The sequence below is a fragment of the Curtobacterium sp. PvP017 genome (genome assembly GCF_054060195.1).
Genome location: NZ_JBSSCY010000002.1, coordinates 684,100 through 696,927 on the forward strand (window position 1 = coordinate 684,100; position 12,828 = coordinate 696,927).

A 12,828-nucleotide genomic window follows, 5' to 3' on the forward strand; every position below is an offset into this window, starting at 1 on the left:
AGCGGCTACTCGCCGTCCGTCGGCGTGGCCGACGGGGTCTCGACCGGCAGCGTGACCTGACCGGTCGGCTCGGGGGTCGAGGTCGGCGCGAGGGTGGCGTACTCCTCTTGCGAGGTGGTCAGCACCGGCACGTTGGCCGAGACGCCCTCGGCGTCGGGGTAGGAGAAGTACACCTTGACGAGCGAACCGGGCTCGGCGTCCGCGCTGTCGAAGTCGAGGGTGTCGTGCTGCGAGTCGTTCGCCAGGTCGACGTGCGAGTTCGCCGGCACCAGCACGGTCTCGGTGTCGCCACCGATCTCGACCGAGACGGTGATGCCGTCGGTGTCGGAGTTGTTCACGAGCGTGCCGATGAAGCGTGCGCCCTCGCCGTCGTCCGAGATCAGGATGGCGTTGCGGACGTCGACCTTGCCGGTCGAGACGTTCACGCCGTCGGTGATCTGCTTGATGTCGACGGTGTGCGCAGGCGACATGAACTCGCACCCGGTGGCGCCCAGCGCGATGGTTGCCGCAACGGCGACGGACACGAGTACCCGAGCTCGCAAGAGATTCCTCCGTAAGTCGATGAGGACCGGACGGTCCCGCTCCATCCTAGCGATCACCGGGAAGCCCCAGTGCTGAGGGTCCCCTTACCCGAACACCCCTTGTGGTAAACTGGAAGTCTGGGAACGGAGCCTGATACATGCAATTCGAGGTCGGCGAGACCGTCGTCTACCCCCACCACGGGGCGGCAACCATCTCTGAAGTCAAGACGCGCGTCATCAAGGGCGAGGAAAAGGTCTACCTGAAACTGCGGGTCACGCAGGGTGACCTGACGATCGAGGTACCGGCGGACAACGTCGACCTGGTCGGAGTCCGCGACGTGATCGGCAAGGAAGGACTCGACAAGGTGTTCGAGGTCCTCCGGGCACCGTTCACGGAAGAACCCACCAACTGGTCGCGCCGGTACAAGGCGAACCTCGAGAAGCTCGCTTCCGGGGACGTCATCAAGGTGTCCGAGGTCGTCCGCGACCTCTGGCGTCGCGACCAGGACCGCGGCCTGTCCGCGGGCGAGAAGCGGATGCTGGCCAAGGCGCGGCAGATCCTGATCTCCGAGCTGGCCCTGGCCGAGAAGACCGACGAGGACAAGGCATCGACCGTCCTCGACGAGGTCCTCGCGTCCTGAGCGCGTCGAACCACTGAGCGCAGCAGCACTGAACACCACGACGACCGCACGGTTCCCCGAAGGGGTGGACCGGGCGGTCGTCGTCGTTGCAGCCGGGTCCGGCACCCGACTCGGCATCGGAACCGCGAAGGCGTTCGTGCCCGTGGCCGGGCAGCTGATGCTCGCGCGCGCGCTCGAGCCGCTCTTCTCGTCGTCGTCCCCGACGCTGGTGGTCGTCGTCGCGCCGTCGGCGCTGCTCGAGGACTGCCGCCGGGTGGTCGCCACGGCCGCGGGTGCTGCGGTCGCCTACACGGCGGTCGTCCCAGGAGGCACGGATCGCCATGGTTCGGTCCAGGCCGGCCTGGCCGTGCTGCCGGACTCCGTCACCGCGGTGCTGGTGCACGACGCGGCTCGGTGCCTCACACCCGCTGCGCAGTTCGACCGGGTGTTCGACGCGGTCGCTTCGGGTGCTGGTGCGGGGTACGTCCCCGCGCTGCCCGTCACGGACACGATCAAGCGGGTCGCCGGTGACGTCGTCGTCGAGACCGTCGACCGGTCCGCACTCGTCGGCGTGCAGACGCCGCAGGGCTTCCCGCTCGATGCGCTCCGCCGGGCGTACGCGGTGTCGACGCAGTCCGAGACCGACGACGCCGGCGTGTTCCAGGCGGCCGGCGGCACGGTGCGCTCCGTGCCGGGCGACGCCGATGCCTTCAAGATCACGACGCCGTGGGACCTCGGGCGGGCGGAGTCGATCGTCCGGTCGCGGGCCTCGGTGCCGGGTGTCCCCGCTGCCTCGGCGGTCCGGCTCGGCCTCGGGGTCGACGTGCACGCGTTCGACGCGGCGTCGCCGTGCCGCGTCGGCCTGCTCGACTTCCCCGGCGAACCCGGGCTCTCCGGACACAGCGACGGCGACGCGGTGGCGCACGCGGTGTGCGACGCGCTGCTGTCCGCCGGCGGACTCGGCGACATCGGCGGGACGTTCGGCACCGCGGACCCCGCCTACGCCGGCGCGGCCGGCGACGTCTTCGTCCGTGGTGCGGTGGCGATGCTCCTCGACGCCGGCCTCGCCCCCGTCTCGGTCACGGTCCAGGTGGTCGGGAACCGACCGCGCATCGGTGCACGTCGGGTCGAGATGCAGGACGCCCTGTCCGCCGTGGTCGGAGCCCCCGTCGCGGTCTCCGGCACGACGACCGACGGCCTCGGCTTCACGGGTCGGGGCGAAGGGCTCGCCGCGATCGCAACAGCCCTCGTCCGACCGGCCTGACGTCCTAGGCTTGGGGCGTGACCGTTCGCCTCTACGACTCCCGCGCCGCAGCCGTCGTCGACCTCGTCCCCCTGGTCGACGGACAGGTCAGCGTCTACGTCTGCGGTCCGACGGTGCAGTCGTCGCCGCACATCGGACACCTGCGCTCCGCCCTGGTCTACGACATCTGGCGCCGCTGGCTGACCTACCGCGGTCTGCGCGTCACCCTCGTGCGGAACGTCACCGACATCGACGACAAGGTGCTCGACCTGGCCGCCGGCACCGACGAAGCCTGGTTCGCCCGGGCCTACCGCGTCGAGCTCGAGTTCACCGCCGCGTACAACGCCCTCGGCATCCTGCCGCCGACGTACGAGCCCCGCGCCACCGCGAGCGTGCCGCAGATGCACGACATCATCACGAAGCTCATCGACCGCGGCCACGCCTACGTCGCTGCCGACGACTCCGGTGACGTCTACTTCGACACCGGCAGCTGGCCGTCGTACGGTGCCCTGACCCGGCAGCGCCGCGAGGACATGGTCGAGGCCACCGACGCCGACCCCCGCGGCAAGCGCGACGCCCGCGACTTCGCCCTCTGGAAGGGTGCGAAGCCGGGTGAGCCGTCGACCGCGGCGTGGGACTCCCCGTGGGGCCCCGGTCGCCCGGGCTGGCACATCGAGTGCTCCGCCATGTCGCGGCGGTACCTCGGCCCGGCGTTCGACATCCACGGCGGCGGACTCGACCTGCGGTTCCCGCACCACGAGAACGAGCTCGCGCAGTCCACCGCCGCGGGGGACCCGTTCGCGTCCTACTGGCTGCACAACGGACTCGTCACGGTCGAGGGCCAGAAGATGTCGAAGTCGCTCGGCAACTCGATCTTCGCCGCCGACTTCCTCGCCGCTGCCCGCCCCGCCGTGGTGCGGTACTTCCTGGGGGCGGCGCACTACCGCTCCTCGATCGACCACCACGACGGCTCGTTGGCCGAGGCCGAAGCCGCCTACGACCGCATCGACGGGTTCCTGCAGCGGGCCGAGGTACGGCTCGAAGGGGTGCGCCTCGCCGACGCCCCCGCGGTGCCGGACGCCTTCGCCGCCGCGATGGACGACGACCTCGCGGTGCCCCAGGCGCTGGCCGTCCTGCACGAGACCGTGCGGACCGGCAACGCCGCCCTGGACGCCGACGATGCGGAAACGCTCGGGGTCGCGTACCATCAGGTGGCCGCGATGGTGGAGGTCCTCGGCATCGACCCGCGAGCCGCCCACTGGTCGGGGGGCGGCCAGGACACCTCGGCAGGCCCGCTCGCCGCTCTCGTCGAACGCCTCGTGCAGGAGCGCGCGGACGCCAGGGCAGCACGGGACTTCACCGCGGCCGACCGCGTGCGCGACGACCTCGCCGCCGCGGGCATCACGATCGAGGACACCCCGTCCGGAACACGCTGGAGCATCGCATGATCGAAGCCACCGCAGACCATTCCGGTCGGAACACGCTGGAGCATCGCCTGAACACGGCAGTGCCGAACAGGAGCTACGCATGAAGAACGTCTCGGGAAGCAAGAAGGGTCGGCCCGGCGCCGTCCGCACCGGTCGCAAGGGCAACAAGCAGGTCGGATCCGGCGGACAGGGCGCCCAGGCGCTCGAGGGTCGCAAGCCGACCCCGAAGGCCGAGGACCGCCCGTACCACCCCGCCGGCAAGCGGAAGGCCGCGAAGGACCGTTTCGAGGCGGCCAAGGGTCGTCACGGTTCCTCGAGCACCCCGCAGGGTCGCACGGGTCGCCCGCCGGCCCGGAAGACCGACGACTCCGAGCTCGTGACCGGACGCAACTCCGTGCTCGAGGCGCTCCGCACGAAGACCCCGTCGTCGACGCTCTACATCGCCTCGCGCATCGAGGTGGACGACCGAGTCAAGGAGATCCTCGCGCTCGCCAACCACCGTGGCGTCCCGATCATCGAGCTCATGCGCCCCGAGCTCGACCGCATCACCGGCCACGACAGCGTCCACCAGGGCGTCGCGCTCAAGGTGCCGGCGTACCAGTACGCCGTGTCCGAGGACATCGTCGAGCAGGCGTTCTCGCGCGACCAGGTGCCGCTGCTCGTCGCCCTCGACGGCATCACCGACCCGCGCAACCTCGGTGCGATCATCCGCTCGACCGCGGCGTTCGGCGGACACGGCGTCATCGTGCCGCAGCGTCGCTCGGTCGGCGTGACCGCGTCGGCGTGGAAGACCTCGGCCGGTGCCGCGGCCCGCACGCCCGTCGCGATGGCCCCGAACCTCACCCAGACGCTGAAGTCCCTGAAGTCGATGGGCCTGTTCGTCCTCGGTCTCGACGGCGACGGCGACGTGGAGCTCGACGGCCTCGCGCTCGCCGACCGTCCGATCGTGATCGTCGTCGGTTCCGAGGGCAAGGGCCTGTCGCGCCTGGTCACCGAGACCTGCGACGCGATCGTGTCGATCCCGATCTCGAGCGCGACCGAGTCCCTCAACGCCGGCATCGCGGCGAGCGTCACCCTGTGGGAGGTCGCCCGGCGCCGTCGCGCCGAGTAGCCGCACCGGCGTCGGCCCGGCCGCTCCGGGCCGTCGACGTCACCACCTGGAGGCCCGGTGCCGGTCCGCGAGACCGGCGCCGGGCCTCCAGTGCGTCCGTGGGGTTCAGTGCGTCCGTGGGGTTCCACGACTCGCCGCACGCGTCCTGCCGAGGTTCCACGACTCGCCGCACGCGTCGTGCCGAGGTTCCACAGACGGCCGTTTCGCGCGCCGAGGTTCCGAGATCTCGGAACCTCGGCGGAACGGGAACGGGAACGGGAACGGGAACGGGAACGGGAACGGGAACGGGAACGGGAACGGGAACGGGCGGGCGCGGGCGCGCGCGGTCAGACGGTGGCGCGCCAGTCCTCGACGTCGTCGGACTCGTCGCCCGCGGGCTCGGCGTCGTCGACCACGGGGATGGGCAGCGTCATCGACGACGTCGGCGGGTTGATGAGCAGGCGCTCGTCACGGCGGTGCCGCAGCACGTCGTTGATGTAGGCGGTCGTGGCCTCGGGCAGTGAGACCGAACGCTCTTCCTGCTGGGACATGAACCAGCGGTGCTCGAGCAGCTCGTGGAAGACCTCGGCGGGTTCGAGCCGGCCGCGCAGGTCGCGGGGGATCGAACGGACGACGGGCTCGAAGACCCGCGAGACCCACTCGTGCGCCACCATCTCCTCGTCGAGTTCGTCGCGGCCGTTGCGCGCCCGGTACGAGTCGAGGTCGTTGAGCAGACGTCGGGCCTGGTTCTCGCCGGCGTCCAGGCCGGTCAACCGCAGCAGGCGTCGCTGGTGGTGCCCGGCGTCGACGACCTTCGGCTGGATCCGCACCTGCGAACCGCCCTCGGTCGTGTGGATCGAGAGCTCCTCGATGTCGAAGCCGAGTTCGTTGAGTCGCTCGACGCGGTCGTTGATGCGCCAGCGCTCCTTGATGTCGAACTGCTCGGTGCCCGTGAGCTCGGTCCAGAGCGTCCGGTACTGCGCCACGATGCGGTTGGAGACGTCGACGGGGTCGGCGTTCTCGTCGAGACGCCCACCCGCTTCAAGGTCGAGGAGTTCGCCGGCGATGTTCACGCGCGCCACCTCGAGGTCGTTCTCGCGCTGCCCGTTCGACAGGCCGCCGGGGTAGAGCTTGCCGGTCTCGGCGTCGACCAGGTACGCGGCGAACGAGCCCGCGTCGCGACGGAACAGCGTGTTCGAGAGCGACACGTCGCCCCAGTAGAAGCCGATGATGTGCAGCCGCACGAGCAGCAGGGCCAGCGCGTCGACGAGCCGGGTGGCGGTCTCCGGGCGCAGGGTCTGCGAGTACAGCGCGCGGTACGGCAGCGAGAAGCGCAGGTGGCGCGTCACGAGCACGGGGTGCAGCTGCTCGCCGTCGGCGTCCACCCGGTTCGTGATGACCGCCACGGGGTCCACGCACGGCACGTCCATCCGCTGCAGCGTGCGGAGCATGTCGTACTCGGCACGGGCGACCTCTTCGCCGGTCTCCTTGACGGCGGCGACGTAGCCGCTCAGGTGCACGAAGCGCACGAGGTGCCGGGAGATGCCCTTCGGCAGGGCCACGATGGTCTCGTCCGGCCAGTCCGCCAGCGGCAGGTCCCACGGCAGGTCGAGCAGGCCGGGGTCGACGGTGGCTGCGGTGATGGACATCGAGTCGGGCACGGTGGATCCTTCGGTGTCGTGGGGGACAGCCGAGAGCCCGCGACCCGCCCTTGTGAGGCGGCGCGGGCTCTCGGGGAGTGCGCTTCGGTTACGCGCTGACGACGGCCTTGTCGTCCAGGCGCTCGCCCGACTCGGTGTCGAAGGCGTGCACGTGGCCCGACTTCGGCGTCACCACGATGGTGTCGCCGATCGACGGGTGCGAACGGCCGTCCACGCGGGCGACGATGTCGACGCGCGTGCCCTTGACGTCGGCGTGACCGTAGAGGTAGCCGTCGGCGCCGAGTTCCTCGACCACGTCGACCGTGACGGGCAGGCCCTCGCCCGACTGCGCCACGACGACGTCCTCGGGGCGGATGCCCACCGTGATCTGGCCGGAACGCGCGTTGGAGAGCGTGTCGCGGTCGATCGCGTGGTTGAGCGTGCCGAACTTGATGCCGCCCTCGACGACGTCGGCCGGCAGCAGGTTCATCGCCGGCGAGCCGATGAAGCCCGCGACGAAGACGTTGTTCGGCTTCTCGTACAGGTCGCGCGGCGTGCCGACCTGCTGCAGGATGCCGTCCTTGAGCACCGCGATGCGGTCACCCATGGTCAGTGCCTCGGTCTGGTCGTGCGTGACGTAGACCGTGGTGACACCAAGACGACGCTGGAGCGACGCGATCTGCGTACGGGTCTGGACGCGGAGCTTGGCGTCGAGGTTCGACAGCGGCTCGTCCATGAGGAACACCTGCGGCTGACGGACGATCGCACGGCCCATCGCGACGCGCTGACGCTGACCACCGGAGAGCGCCTTCGGCTTGCGGCCGAGGTAGTCCTCGAGGTCGAGGAGCTTGGCGGCTTCCTGCACGCGGGTGGCGCGCTCGTCCTTGCCGACGCCGGCGATCTTGAGCGCGAAGCCCATGTTCTCGGCGACGGTCATGTGCGGGTAGAGCGCGTAGTTCTGGAACACCATCGCGATGTCGCGGTCCTTCGGCGGGACGTCCGTGACGTCGCGGTCGCCGATGCGGATCTGACCGGAGTTGACCTCTTCGAGGCCGGCCAGCATGCGGAGCGAGGTGGACTTGCCGCAACCCGAGGGGCCAACGAGGACGAGGAACTCGCCGTCGGCGACGTCCAGGTCGAGGGAGTCGACCGCGGGACGGTTGCCTCCGGGGTAGAGACGGGTTGCCTTGTCATAGGTGACGGACGCCATGAGCGTTCGGTCCTTTCTTCACCGGCAGGTACGTGCCGGACGATCCGAGTGAAGCGGTCAGCCCGCGAGGGCCCCGGATGGTCGTCGTCGACCATCGAGGTTCATACAACACGAGTTCTCGCGGGTGCGCCACTGTTTTCCACCTGGCCGGTCGGTTCCCAGAGCGTGGTTGGGTGGTTCCCAGAGCGGCCCACTACAATCGCCGGGTCCGTCCGCCGAGCGGGGGTAGGTCGTGCGGACGCCGATCAGGAGGACGACGCACCGATGACCAACCGCCCCGAGGGTGACGCCCGCGCCGCGCGGAACGAGCGCCGCGAAGCCGCCCGACAGCGAGCGCAGCGCCACAGGACACAGCAGAAGCGCCGCCAGCGCGGGACCAGGCTCGGACTCCAGATCGGACTCGGTGTGGTGCTGCTCGCAGCGGCCACCATCGTCACGCTCGTCCTGGTGGACTCCGTGAAGCCCGCCGGCCCCGGGCCGTCGACCATGTCGCAGGGTGGCATCACCCTCGGCGAGGGCCTGAAGCCGGTGACCGCGTCGAGCAGCGCGACGCCGAGTGCTTCGGCGACCGCCGGTGCCGGCACGGTGCGCATCACGCTGTACGTCGACTACCTCTGCCCGACGTGCGGCGAGTTCGAGCAGGCCAACGGCGACTACATCGAGAGCCTGGTCGACTCCGGCGCCGCCACCGTCGACATCCACCCCCTCGCGATCCTGTCGAACCGGTCGCAGGGCACGAAGTACTCGCTGCGCGCCGCGAACGCCGCGGCCTGCGTCGCCGAGCACTCGCCGGACCAGTTCTACGCGGTCAACAAGGCGCTCTACGCCGAGCAGCCGGAACAGGGCACACCCGGCCTCACCGATGCGCAGCTCACCAAGGTCGTCACCGGGGTCTCCGGTCTGCAGGACCGCAGGGCCGTCACGAGCTGCATCGCCGACCAGGACTACAGCAAGTGGGTCGACGAGCAGACGACCGCGGTGTCCGGCGGGGACATCCCCGGTTCGTCGCTGAGCGAGTTCCCCGGCACGCCGCTGGTGCTCGTCAACGGGCAGCAGTACGAGCTCACGTCGCCGATCACGAACGACGACTTCCGCACCTTCGTGGTCACCGCGGCCGGTGCCACCGAGGCAACGCCCACCCCGACCCCCACGCCGAGCGCGACGCCCTCGCGCACGCGGAGCGCGACGCCGTCGCCCACACCGACCAAGCGCTGACGCACTGACGGACAGACAGACGGGAGGCCCGGTACCAGCTGGCACCGGGCCTCCCGTTCCGTCCGTGGCCGGGTCCACTGCCTACAGGGACGAACCGGCGACGCTGAACGTGTCGCAGCTCGTCGCGCCCTGCTGGTATCCGCGGACGAACCAGCGCTGACGCTGCTCGCTCGAACCGTGCGTGAACGAGTCCGGGTCGACCCGGCCGCTCGAGCGCTCCTGGATGCTGTCGTCGCCCACGGCACTCGCGGCGGACAGCGCATCGGCGATCTCGGCCCGGCTGATCGGTTCGAAGAAGGTCTCGCCGTCCGCGTCCTCGGTGTTCGCCGCGTCGCCGACCCAGGCGCCGGCGTAGCAGTCCGCCTGCAGCTCGACGCGGACACTGCCGGACGACGCCCCGGTGCCCGAGCGGTCCGTGCTGGCGAACGCGCCCTGCAGCTGCTGGATGTGGTGGCCCCACTCGTGCGCGACGACGTACATCTGCGCGAGCGGCCCGCCCGACGACCCGTACGTCGACTGCAGGTCGTCGTAGAAGGCGGTGTCGAGGTAGATCGCGCGGTCCGGCGGGCAGTAGAAGGGTCCGGTGGCGGCCGACGCCTGGCCGCACGACGTGTCGGTCGAGCCGTCGAAGAGGAAGAAGTCCGGTGCCGTGTACGAGATGCCGAGCGCCCGGGCCTCGGCGGTCCAGTAGCCGTCGAGGGACTCGGCAGCCCCCTCCATCCGGCACTCGACCTGCAGGTTGGCGTCGCGGCCGGTGCGGCACTCCGGCGCGGCGTCGACCGTCTCGCCCTGCTGCTGGATCTGTGTCGTGCCGTCGCCTCCGACGAACCCGCTCAGGTCGAAGCCCGTGAACTGGGCGATCAGGAACACGACGATGGCCGTGACGCCGACCGCGCCTCCGCCGACCGCGGCGGTCCGGCCCCGGCGCTTCACTCGGCCGCCGGAGAGTCGCGAGTCGTCGTTGAACGTCATGCCCCCGAATGTACGGGCCGCGGGACTCGCACGCCGCACGCATGCCCCGCGCGTACCGTCGAGGACGTCGGCGACCCCGACACGTGTCGTACAACCGGAAGGAACCGCAACCATGGCCACTCCCATCAGCACCGTGATGAGCCCCGCCCGCTACGTGCAGGGCAAGGACGCGATCACCCGCGTCGGCGAGTTCGTCGCCCCCATCGGCAAGCGCCCCCTGATCGTCGCCGACGACGTGGTGTGGGGCATCGTCGAGGCCGCGGTGACGGAGAGCTTCCGGACCGCGGACCTGCGGATCGAACGCGTCGGGTTCGGCCGGTTCGCCACCCCGGAGGCGGTCGACGCCCTCGTCGAGGAGATCCGCTCGACGGACGCCGACGTCATCGTCGGACTCGGCGGCGGATCCGCGATCGACGCAGCCAAGGCCTCCGGGCACCTCGCCGGCATCCGCTGGGCCAGTGTGCCGACCGCGGCGTCGACCGATGCCCCGACGTCGGCGCTCGCGGTGATCTACTCCGAGGCGGGCGAGTTCATCGAGTACCGGTTCTTCCCCCACAACCCCGACCTCGTGCTCATCGACACGAAGCTCGTCGCGAACGCCCCCGTCCAGTTCCTGATCGCCGGCATCGGCGACGCCCTGGCCACCTGGGTCGAGGCCCGCGCCGCCAAGCGTGCGAACGCCGACACCATGGCCGGCGGCCTGCAGACCGAGACCGGCGTCGCGCTCGCCGAGCTGTCCTGGAAGCTGCTGCACGAGAACGCCTTGCAGGCCATCGAGGCAGTGAAAGCCAAGGTCGTCACGCCCGCGCTCGAGAAGGTCGTCGAGGCGAACACCCTGCTGTCGGGCCTCGGGTTCGAGTCCGGTGGGCTCGCGGCGGCGCACGCCATCCACAACGGACTGACCGCGGCCCCGCAGGCGCACGGCCTGGCGCACGGCCAGAAGGTCAACATCGGCACGATCGCGCAGCTCGTGCTCGAGGGCGCGCCCGCCGAGGAGATCGAGGACTTCGTCGTCTTCACCACGAAGGTCGGTCTGCCGAACACCCTCACCGAGATCGGTCTGACCGTCGACGACACGACGGAACTCCGCGCCGTGGCCGAGGCCGCGACGGTGGAGGGCGAGACCATCCACAACATGCCGTTCCCGGTCACGCCGGAGCTCGTGGTCGACGCCCTCATCGCCATCGAGGGCATCGCGCGCAGCATCCGCGCCGAGCACGGCCTGCCGGAGCCGGTGCTCTACCAGCACCACTGATCTGATCGGGATCAGGTGCGGACCAGCGGCTCCACCGTCGCCAGGTCCGCGCCGATCCCGACGTCCACGAGCTCGATCCGTCCCGCGAGGGTGGCGGCCGGCCCCATCAGCAACCCGGCCTTCACCCCGCCGAACGTGACGGTGACGTCGGCGTGCAGCACGTGGTCGTCCGCGATCCCGCCGGTGTCGACGTCGATGCCGCTCGGCACGTCGACGGCGACGACGAACGGTGCGCGCTGGTCGCGGGCGAGCTCTCGGACGGCGTCGACGACCTCGCGGGCGGGGGAGCGGAGCGCCGCAGGCCCCCGCACGCCGATCCCGAGGATCGCGTCCAGCACCAGGTCGGCCTCGAGCGCCGCGTCGGTCGCGACCGCGGCCAGGCGGTCGCCGTCGTGTGCCGGCACACCGCCGGCGGGTGGACCGGACGGACCGTCCAGGAGGCGCGCTCCGCCGTCCAGCGCCGATGCCAGGCCCGCCTCGTGCACCCGTGAGCCGACGCGCAGGATCGCCACGTGCCTCCCGGCCGCCGCCAGCCGCGCACCCGCGAACAGGGCGTCACCACCGTTGTCGCCACTGCCCACCAGCAGCAGGACGGACCCTGGTCCGTCGCCCGGCCGAACGGCCGGGTCGTCGAGCAGGTCGCCGACGATGCGTGCCAGCCCGTCGGCCGCCCGCTGCATCAGCGGCTCGCCCACGTCGAGGTGCGGCCGCTCCGCCGCTCGGATCTGGTCACCGCCGTAGCCGTCCATGGCGACCACAGTGCCCCGCTACCCTGGAGGGGACATGTCACTCGTCCCCGAAGCGCCCCGTCCCCGCATCGTGATGTCGCCCGACGGCCTCCGGCTCGCGACCTACGACTTCGGCGATCCCGACGCCCCCGCCGTCGTCGCGGTGCACGGGTTCGCCTCCGGGGCGGTGCTGAACTGGCACGCCTCCGGCTGGACCCGCGACCTCGTCCGCGCCGGCTACCGCGTGCTGGCGTTCGACCAGCGTGGGCACGGTGCGAGCGCGAAGCCGCGCGACCCCGGCGCGTACTCGATGGACCTGCTCGTCGCGGACGTCACCACCGTCATCGACACGTACCTGCTCGACGAGGTCGCGTTCCTCGGGTACTCGCTCGGCGCACGCGTCGGCTGGCACACCGCCGAACGGTTGCCGGACCGCATCACCCGCGCGGTGTTCGGCGGCATCCCCGACGCCGACCCGATGCGCCGCGTGCGGGTCGACCAGGCGAAGGCGTACCTGGCGGACGGCACGCCGATCGAGGACCGTGTGACGAACGGCTACCTGACCATGGCCGGGAACGTCGAGGGGAACGACCTCGCAGCGCTCGTGGCGATGGTCGAGGGGATGCGGAACAGCATCGAGCCCACGCCCGAAAACGCCCCCGCGCAGCCGATCCTGATGGCGGCCGGCAGCGAGGACGGCATCCGCGACAGCGCCGTGCGGTTGGCGCAGGCGGCCCCGGACGCGTCGTTCTTCGAGATCCCCGGGCGCAACCACTTCAACGCGCCGACGTCGCGGGCGTTCCGCGAGGCTGCGCTGGCGTTCCTGCGTTCCTGACCGGCGCGCGTTGTCCGCGTCGCGCTGACGGGTACTGCCAGGTCCTCGCTGACGAAGGCCGTCGCGCGTACC

12 protein-coding genes are annotated in these 12,828 nt (G+C 71.0%); 7 read left to right on the plus strand and 5 right to left on the minus strand.

Annotated features, from left to right (window positions below; genetic code table 11):
• Nucleotides 1-5: 5 nt before the first annotated feature.
• The gene (locus ACVKXF_RS07325) at nucleotides 6-524 is read right to left on the minus strand and encodes a hypothetical protein (RefSeq protein ID WP_123311984.1); all 519 of its coding nucleotides are present in this window, start codon (nucleotides 522-524) and stop codon (nucleotides 6-8) included.
• A gap of 155 nt (nucleotides 525-679) precedes the next feature.
• Here ACVKXF_RS07325 and ACVKXF_RS07330 point away from each other — a divergent pair, with 155 nt between their 5' ends.
• The 4 genes from ACVKXF_RS07330 to rlmB all read left to right on the plus strand — a co-directional run bounded on the left by ACVKXF_RS07330 (nucleotide 680) and on the right by rlmB (nucleotide 4,922).
• Nucleotides 680-1,162, plus strand: coding sequence for a CarD family transcriptional regulator (locus ACVKXF_RS07330; RefSeq protein ID WP_017888066.1), 483 nt, complete (start codon nucleotides 680-682; stop codon nucleotides 1,160-1,162).
• Nucleotides 1,163-1,226: 64 nt separating this feature from the next.
• Nucleotides 1,227-2,405: a 2-C-methyl-D-erythritol 4-phosphate cytidylyltransferase gene (gene ispD / locus ACVKXF_RS07335; protein ID WP_456795321.1), complete on the plus strand. Its 1,179-nt coding sequence runs from the start codon at nucleotides 1,227-1,229 to the stop codon at nucleotides 2,403-2,405.
• Nucleotides 2,406-2,422: 17 nt separating this feature from the next.
• Nucleotides 2,423-3,832, plus strand: coding sequence for a cysteine--tRNA ligase (cysS, locus tag ACVKXF_RS07340; RefSeq protein ID WP_456795322.1), 1,410 nt, complete (start codon nucleotides 2,423-2,425; stop codon nucleotides 3,830-3,832).
• 79 nt (nucleotides 3,833-3,911) lie between these two features.
• A complete protein-coding gene (gene rlmB, locus ACVKXF_RS07345; protein WP_123311990.1) occupies nucleotides 3,912-4,922 on the plus strand; it encodes a 23S rRNA (guanosine(2251)-2'-O)-methyltransferase RlmB in 1,011 nt (336 codons plus the stop codon).
• A gap of 326 nt (nucleotides 4,923-5,248) precedes the next feature.
• Here the strand turns inward: rlmB and ACVKXF_RS07350 are convergent, their stop codons facing one another.
• The gene (locus ACVKXF_RS07350; RefSeq protein ID WP_123311992.1) at nucleotides 5,249-6,562 is read right to left on the minus strand and encodes a DUF4032 domain-containing protein; all 1,314 of its coding nucleotides are present in this window, start codon (nucleotides 6,560-6,562) and stop codon (nucleotides 5,249-5,251) included.
• A gap of 88 nt (nucleotides 6,563-6,650) precedes the next feature.
• A complete protein-coding gene (locus ACVKXF_RS07355; RefSeq protein ID WP_123311994.1) occupies nucleotides 6,651-7,751 on the minus strand; it encodes an ABC transporter ATP-binding protein in 1,101 nt (366 codons plus the stop codon).
• 264 nt (nucleotides 7,752-8,015) lie between these two features.
• Here ACVKXF_RS07355 and ACVKXF_RS07360 point away from each other — a divergent pair, with 264 nt between their 5' ends.
• Nucleotides 8,016-8,966, plus strand: a complete 951-nt coding sequence (locus ACVKXF_RS07360) for a DsbA family protein (RefSeq protein ID WP_456795323.1) — start codon at nucleotides 8,016-8,018, stop codon at nucleotides 8,964-8,966.
• A gap of 81 nt (nucleotides 8,967-9,047) precedes the next feature.
• Here ACVKXF_RS07360 and ypfJ read toward each other — a convergent pair whose 3' ends face one another.
• Nucleotides 9,048-9,938, minus strand: a complete 891-nt coding sequence (ypfJ, locus tag ACVKXF_RS07365) for a KPN_02809 family neutral zinc metallopeptidase (protein WP_456795324.1) — start codon at nucleotides 9,936-9,938, stop codon at nucleotides 9,048-9,050.
• 112 nt (nucleotides 9,939-10,050) lie between these two features.
• On the opposite strand from ypfJ, the gene ACVKXF_RS07370 reads away from it, so the two are divergent.
• The gene (locus ACVKXF_RS07370) at nucleotides 10,051-11,193 is read left to right on the plus strand and encodes a glycerol dehydrogenase (RefSeq protein WP_340196818.1); all 1,143 of its coding nucleotides are present in this window, start codon (nucleotides 10,051-10,053) and stop codon (nucleotides 11,191-11,193) included.
• Between the two features lie 11 nt (nucleotides 11,194-11,204).
• Here ACVKXF_RS07370 and ACVKXF_RS07375 read toward each other — a convergent pair whose 3' ends face one another.
• Entirely contained in the window at nucleotides 11,205-11,942 is a 738-nt protein-coding gene (locus ACVKXF_RS07375; protein WP_456795325.1) for an NAD(P)H-hydrate epimerase, read from the minus strand.
• 34 nt (nucleotides 11,943-11,976) lie between these two features.
• Between ACVKXF_RS07375 and ACVKXF_RS07380 the strand changes: the two genes are divergently transcribed.
• Complete coding sequence (locus ACVKXF_RS07380; RefSeq protein WP_123312002.1) at nucleotides 11,977-12,756, plus strand: alpha/beta fold hydrolase; 780 nt, start codon at nucleotides 11,977-11,979, stop codon at nucleotides 12,754-12,756.
• Nucleotides 12,757-12,828 lie beyond the last annotated feature (72 nt).

Coding starts and splice junctions, on each gene's coding strand:
- ACVKXF_RS07330 (WP_017888066.1), top strand. CDS start 680: ATGCAATTCGAGGTCGGCGAGACCGTCGTCTACCCCCACCACGGGGCG.
- rlmB (WP_123311990.1), top strand. CDS start 3,912: ATGAAGAACGTCTCGGGAAGCAAGAAGGGTCGGCCCGGCGCCGTCCGC.
- ACVKXF_RS07355 (WP_123311994.1), bottom strand. CDS start 7,751: ATGGCGTCCGTCACCTATGACAAGGCAACCCGTCTCTACCCCGGAGGC.
- ACVKXF_RS07360 (WP_456795323.1), top strand. CDS start 8,016: ATGACCAACCGCCCCGAGGGTGACGCCCGCGCCGCGCGGAACGAGCGC.
- ypfJ (WP_456795324.1), bottom strand. CDS start 9,938: ATGACGTTCAACGACGACTCGCGACTCTCCGGCGGCCGAGTGAAGCGC.
- ACVKXF_RS07370 (WP_340196818.1), top strand. CDS start 10,051: ATGGCCACTCCCATCAGCACCGTGATGAGCCCCGCCCGCTACGTGCAG.
- ACVKXF_RS07375 (WP_456795325.1), bottom strand. CDS start 11,942: ATGGACGGCTACGGCGGTGACCAGATCCGAGCGGCGGAGCGGCCGCAC.
- ACVKXF_RS07380 (WP_123312002.1), top strand. CDS start 11,977: ATGTCACTCGTCCCCGAAGCGCCCCGTCCCCGCATCGTGATGTCGCCC.